This window comes from Candidatus Albibeggiatoa sp. nov. BB20 (genome assembly GCA_016744725.1).
Classification (GTDB): domain Bacteria; phylum Pseudomonadota; class Gammaproteobacteria; order Beggiatoales; family Beggiatoaceae; genus Albibeggiatoa.
In genome coordinates this window covers 17,412-22,663 of record JADGDW010000063.1, presented here as the reverse complement: position 1 = coordinate 22,663, position 5,252 = coordinate 17,412, and the positions used below count along the sequence as shown (strand labels likewise).

Here is a 5,252-nt window from a genome sequence, read left to right as displayed (position 1 = left end):
ATTACATGGCCAATCGGATGCCAACAGCAATAAATAAAGAGCAATCACAAGATTGTTAATATCTGACAATATAAGGGAGTGGGCTGCGGTCTACTCCCTTTTTTATTGTGTTAAGGATTCGTAACAAATAAGCTTAAGGGCAAAAAATTTGCTAAGGACAGAAAATAGATTATGTTGTTGCTTGAGCAAAATATAGTCGTTTTCTTCTTGAGAATTTAATAAACCCAGTAAAATCAAAAAGGAAATTTATTCAAAACTATCCAAGTAAGTTTGATAAAAAGCGGCTATCAACAAAGGAAAATGTTATTTCCAACAATAACTAAACCCTAGACTCTCATGGAAACAAGCAGTATTCGTGGAGTAGATAAGCTCGATAGGATGGACAGTATAGATTTTAAGAAACGACAATTCTATAAACATTACCAAGGCATAGGAAAACTATTTACAAACGACATGGGACGTGCCAAGTTACCCAATCCATAACTCATTTTTGCTACATCATGACGCATGTGCTCAGTAGAAATACTCATTGTACGCATTGTTTCTGTCATTTTTTCCATCGAAGTATTCATAGTAGACATAGACGTATCCATGCGATTAATTGCCCCATCCATCCGAGCCATAGATTCATCCATCCGAGTAATAGAACTGTCCATGCCCGTAATAGATTCATCCATTCGCACCATAGCCTGTTCCATATAACTCATATATTTCAACATCGGAGGCAAAGTATCCAATTTCAGTGAAATATCATTCATTGTCACCGTCATCGTACTAATTTGCTTGGATAAATCCCCAATATTTTGTGACATTGCTGCCATGTGTTGAGCCATATCTGGGTCTATGCTTCGCGCAATAGAACGCATATCACCTGTTAAACTATAAATCAAAAAGAAGCCATACGCGGCCAGTACTGCAAACGCAAATAAGGCAGGATAAACAATCCCTTCCCAACGTCTTGCACTTTGCTGGAAGCTATTAACAAACTGTTCCATTTGTCCTCTACCAATCGCAGCACCACATTCCATTGTTTCGACTCCAGTCTGTGCAGCTATTGGTATATAAGGCTTTGAGCTTGATGCAGCTTGGGAGCTGTCAGTACCTGAACGACTTGTCGGCGAATGGTTTTCTGTGGGTGATTGGGTCATACTAAAACTCCTCGTGTCATAACCATTTTTTTTATTGTTATTATTGTCTGCTTAGCTATAAACTAGATTTATTATCATCAATAATATTCTTATAAGTGATTGATAATTTTCAGTTAATAGCCTCCAATATGACATATTTTTTAGCATGATGCTAGCGCATTAAGCCAATAATGTTTAAAATCATGATATTAGGCAGTTTTGTATCCAACAGCAATAAATACCCTAGTTTATACACAAAGATAAAATTACCTCTCCTTCTCAATAGCCAGTGCTTGTTTTAAATCTTCAATTGCCTGTAAAACCGTTGTCATTAAACTTGTAATCGTGGCCATATCTTTCTCACGGGCTTTCGTTTCAAGTAGCTTACAGAGCTGGACAATCTGTTGAGCACCCAGATTTGCACTGCCTCCTTTAAATTTATGAGCAGCGAGATAAATAGACTCTGTGTCTTTTTCCTCAACTGCAGATTCTAGCTCTGCCAAATAATTAGGCAACTCCCCCAAATACAAATCAATTAACCAACCAATACCACGGCCTCTCATTTCTTGGCGTAATACATCAAGACTTTTAGAGTCAACAATGGGTAATGTGGAAATTGCTTGTAACTGACTATAAGGTGGAGAAACCGTTTGCTTAACAGGCTGCTGCATATTGATGGTTTCATGCTCTGTTAGCTTGTCATTCAACCAATGTAAAATAGTTTGGCGTAATGCTTTCGATGTGACAGGCTTACTAATATAATCATCCATGCCACAAGCCAAACAGCGTTCTCTATCTCCTTGCATCGCATTGGCGGTCAAGGCAATAATGATGATATGCGATAGCGATTGTTGCTCAGCTTCCCAAATTCGTATTTTTTGAGTGGCAATAAAACCATCCATTTGAGGCATGTGACAATCCATAAAAATCAGATCAAAATCACCCGTCATACGTCGATTGAGTGCATCCACACCGTTATCAACCACGGTAACGTAACAGCCCAAGCCTTTTAGCATATCAATAGCGACTTCTTGGTTAATTAAATTATCTTCTGCAAGTAAGACTTTCCAATGATGATTAAAAACCTGTTTTTGCGCTGAGGTACTATCTTCATCTAGTAGCATACTGAGGTTAGGTGACATCGCACGCAATAGACATTCTAATAATTTCTTTTGTGAAACTGGCTTATATAAACGACTGGCCAGTAATTTTTTGATTTCTGGGTTATCCATTGGCTGATGTACTGAGGTCAGCATAATCAATGGCAAAGCATTAATCGCGCTATCAAGTTTGATTCGTTGCGCTAAACTGCTTCCATCCATGTGCGGCATCATGAAATCAATAATGGCTAAGTCATAGAATTTTTGTTCTTTTGCTGCGTGATAAATCTTGTTAAGTCCTTCTTGAGCGCTGATTGCAACATCAGGAATCAAACCCCAGTTTAGAGTTTGAGTATACAAAATCTCACAGTTGGTTGTATTATCATCCACGATTAATACGCTTCGACCTTTTAAAACCTCAATATCGGGTAATTCTTTACTCAGTTGACACACTTGATTAGTAGATTTATTTAAAATAATTTCAAACCAAAAATTACTGCCTTGTGAAAGTTGGCTGTCCACCCCAATTTTACCTTGCATCATCTCAATCAGACGTTGGCAAATCATCAAGCCTAAACCCGTGCCGCCATATTGACGAGTCGTCGAACTATCTAATTGACAAAAAGGCTGAAATAAACGTGTTTTATCATCTACACTAATCCCAATACCTGTATCACGTACTTCAAAATGTAAGCGAAGATGATTCTCATTATCCTCAATGATTGCAACAGATAGTACGATCTCACCTTGTTCGGTGAATTTAATCGCATTACCCAATAAATTAGTCATAATTTGGCGCAATCGCCCCGGATCACCAATCAGTAAATGTGGCAGTAATGGTGGAAAACGACAGGCCATTTCTAAGCCTTTTTGATTAGCAGGCGGGCTAAATAATTCAATGACTTCTTCCAATAAGTTAGATAAATCAAACTCAATAAGCTCAAGTTTTAACTTACCCGCTTCAATTTTGGCAAAGTCTAATACATCATTAATAACAATGAGTAAGCCATCACCAGAACTACTAATTAAATTCACATAATGGCGTTGCTGGGCACTTAGCTTGGTATCTAGCAATAACTCAGCAATCCCCATCACTCCATTCATTGGAGTACGTATTTCATGACTCATGGTTGCTAAGAATTCACTTTTAGAACGATTTGCCGCTTCTGCGCTCATTTTAGCTTGTTTCAATGCGGTTTCAGTGTCTTTACGTAAATGGATGTCCCGTAAAAACATAAAAATTAATTCTCGATTTTGGAAACGCATTAAACTTGCACTGATTTCAGTATCAAAACAGCTATGATTGAAATGGCGTAGCTGAGTCTCAAAAGTAATTTGACCTTGCTGTTTCAACGACTCCAACCAAACATGGGCAGGCTTTTGTTTATCAGGCACAATGAGATTAAGCAAAGACATCTGTAATAGGCTATCTTCTTTATAGCCCGTCAGTTGACAGAAGGTTGGATTAATTTTTTGTAACTGTAACTCCATATCCAGCATACAGAATCCATCTAGGGTACTTTGAATAATGGCATGATTGTGTTGTAGTTGTTCTTTTAATGCTTCTTCAACCATTTCTCGTTGCAGTTCTGCCTGTTTGCGCTGTGAAATATTATTGATGATGGTTAATTTATAACGTTGCCCATTAGGAAATTGCACTACGCAAGCATTGACTTCAATATCAATTAAAAATCCCGTTTTGTGCATTACCCGCCATTCAGCCGGCAGCTCTCTCACACCATCTTCAATACATTTTGTATATAGTTTATCTGCATAATCACGTTGTTGGGGTTGTACAACCATGGTGAAATGCTGACTTAACAACTCCTCTTCGGTATATCCATAAATTTGGCAATAAGTCGAATTGACTTGAACAAAACGACCATTTTCATCTGTGACACAAACCCCAACAGGTACTTCATTGAAAAAAACGGATAAAAAATTTTGGCTCGTTTGAAATTGTGCGGAAACCTCGGTAATTTCTTGTGCAGGTTTATAGGCTGAAATATCGCTGGCGACGGCATAGTACAAGCAGGGTTCCATATAATCTTTACACCATTCTTGTGGTGCAACATTAATAGTCCACAATAGCCAACGATAAGTCCCATCAGCTTGCCGACAGCGATTTTCAATTTGAATCGTATTTTTATAACTTAGGGTTGTAAGCTGTTTGGTGGTAATTGCATGGTCTTCTGTATAAATAAAATTAAATAAATCGGTTGCCAACAGTAATTGGCGGGCTAATCCAAGTAGACGAGCCATAGCCATATTTACTTCAACTAATTTTCCTTCATGTGTTAACAAACATTGGGGAGTTGGAGCAAGCTCAAAAAATTCCTTATCCATGCCAGTGTCCAGTCTTGAAGCTATGTGTATTGCAATGGGTGTAATGCAGATATGACTCAAACTGCACTGAGGTCAAGCATAATAAAAAACTATCATGATTTATCTTTATATTGATTTTTATTCATTAACTATTCCAGTATAACTGACTCTTTTCCTATACTGTTCAATACACTACTAAAAATAAAATTTCTGTAGGTTATTAATTATATTCCGCATTTTATTATCACAACTTCCTAATATTATTAAATTATAATAAAAACTTATACTTCACATAAAAATTTATCGCTTTAACATTCCTGAAAATCGTTTAATACTATCATTTCGAACAAAAATAATCGTAAGTTAAATAATAACCTATAAAATATTTTTTTAGTCAAATCATTATAACTTATAAAAAGAAAACACAACCTAAAATTCTGAGGAGGAGTTTATGTCCGCATTACATCCAGTCATAGCGATTACAGGTTCTTCTGGCGCAGGGACAACAACGGTAAAAAAAGCCTTTGAAGATATGTTCCGTCGTGAGCGCATTAAGCCAGCCGTTATCGAAGGCGATAGTTTTCATCGTTACGATCGCAAACAAATGAAAGAAGCGATAGCTGAAGCGGAAAAAGATGGTAAACATCTCAGTCACTTTGGCCCAGAAGCTAATTTATTTGATAAATTAGAAGAGCTATTT

The 5,252-nt window shown here is 37.1% G+C and carries 2 protein-coding genes and 1 pseudogene; 1 reads left to right on the top strand and 2 read right to left on the bottom strand.

Annotated features, from left to right (window positions below; translation table 11 throughout):
- Positions 1-419: 419 nt before the first annotated feature.
- Both ABXH34_RS09005 and ABXH34_RS09000 read right to left on the bottom strand, forming a co-directional pair.
- A complete protein-coding gene (locus ABXH34_RS09005) occupies positions 420-1,148 on the bottom strand; it encodes a hypothetical protein (protein WP_353571541.1) in 729 nt (242 codons plus the stop codon).
- A 245-nt stretch (positions 1,149-1,393) separates the two neighbouring features.
- Positions 1,394-4,573: a PAS domain S-box protein gene (locus ABXH34_RS09000; protein ID WP_353571540.1), complete on the bottom strand. Its 3,180-nt coding sequence runs from the start codon at positions 4,571-4,573 to the stop codon at positions 1,394-1,396.
- Positions 4,574-5,003: 430 nt separating this feature from the next.
- On the opposite strand from ABXH34_RS09000, the pseudogene ABXH34_RS08995 reads away from it, so the two are divergent.
- A pseudogene (locus ABXH34_RS08995) lies at positions 5,004-5,252 on the top strand (phosphoribulokinase); the annotation flags it as partial.

Excerpts from the sequence above, each read along its gene's own strand:
- ABXH34_RS09000 (WP_353571540.1), bottom strand. The coding sequence starts at position 4,573 with ATGGATAAGGAATTTTTTGAGCTTGCTCCAACTCCCCAATGTTTGTTA.
- ABXH34_RS09005 (WP_353571541.1), bottom strand. The coding sequence starts at position 1,148 with ATGACCCAATCACCCACAGAAAACCATTCGCCGACAAGTCGTTCAGGT.